Annotated in this window: 1 protein-coding gene; it reads right to left on the reverse strand. The window is 34.8% G+C overall.

The window, feature by feature from the left end; genetic code table 11:
- Window positions 1–269: 269 nt before the first annotated feature.
- Window positions 270–644 carry a pyridoxamine 5'-phosphate oxidase family protein gene (locus EF384_RS09590; protein ID WP_123781490.1) on the reverse strand — a complete coding sequence of 125 codons (375 nt, stop codon included), beginning with the start codon at window positions 642–644 and terminating at the stop codon, window positions 270–272.
- Between the last annotated feature and the right edge of the window lie 157 nt (window positions 645–801).

Consider the following 801-nt stretch of genomic DNA (forward strand, 5'->3'; position numbering starts at 1 on the left):
AAAGTATGAATTGTTCAGGAATAGATAAGGGCCTCCTAAAGTTAGTTTTGTCTGCTAGCTTCAGGGGGCCCGTATAGTTTAACAACAAATGTATATTTTTTATGAACTCTCTAGCACGCAGGCAACTTTAGGGCTGATTGGATGAGGAAAATAAATATTAAATTCAATAAATAGTAAAAATTAAAGATATAAAAAACCAAGCAATCAAATGATTACTTGGAAATTTTCTCATCAGCCTGATTTGACGAAAAGCTCATTAAAGGTAGGTATTAAAGCAATTGTTTTAGGTCTGATACGGTGACTTGTAATACTTTACGGATGAAAGGATATTTTTCTTTCATTTCGTCAAAGTATGGGCCTTCTGTTAGGAATTCGCCTTTACCATTAATGCGGAAGCCGGTTCCTTGATAGTTGTTAAAGCCTTCTAATTGGCGGGCTGCTAAGGTTAAAATTAACTGATCATTTACTACAAGGTCTTCTTCAGTTGATGTCATACCTGCTGCTGGGATTAGAATAATATCCTCTTCTTTAGTAACTAAGTAGGAGTTCCACGTGCATGTAACATGTGGGTCAGTGTTTCCCCAAGAGGTGATAGAAACGGCACCTTCATAATTTAATACATCATAAAATTTTTCAGTAAACATAGTCATGATCTCCTTATCATTCAATTACATTATCTCGTTATTATACCACCTTACTCAGGACTACTTTCTTAAACTATATGTAAGCATTTTAGACAAATGAAGATTATTTTCAATAAAGAACCCCTACTAGTGACTAAAATGGACCCTGTGTCAAGGA

The sequence above is a fragment of the Aerococcus agrisoli genome (assembly GCF_003797145.1).
In the GTDB taxonomy this organism is placed as follows: Bacteria; Bacillota; Bacilli; order Lactobacillales; family Aerococcaceae; genus Aerococcus; species Aerococcus agrisoli.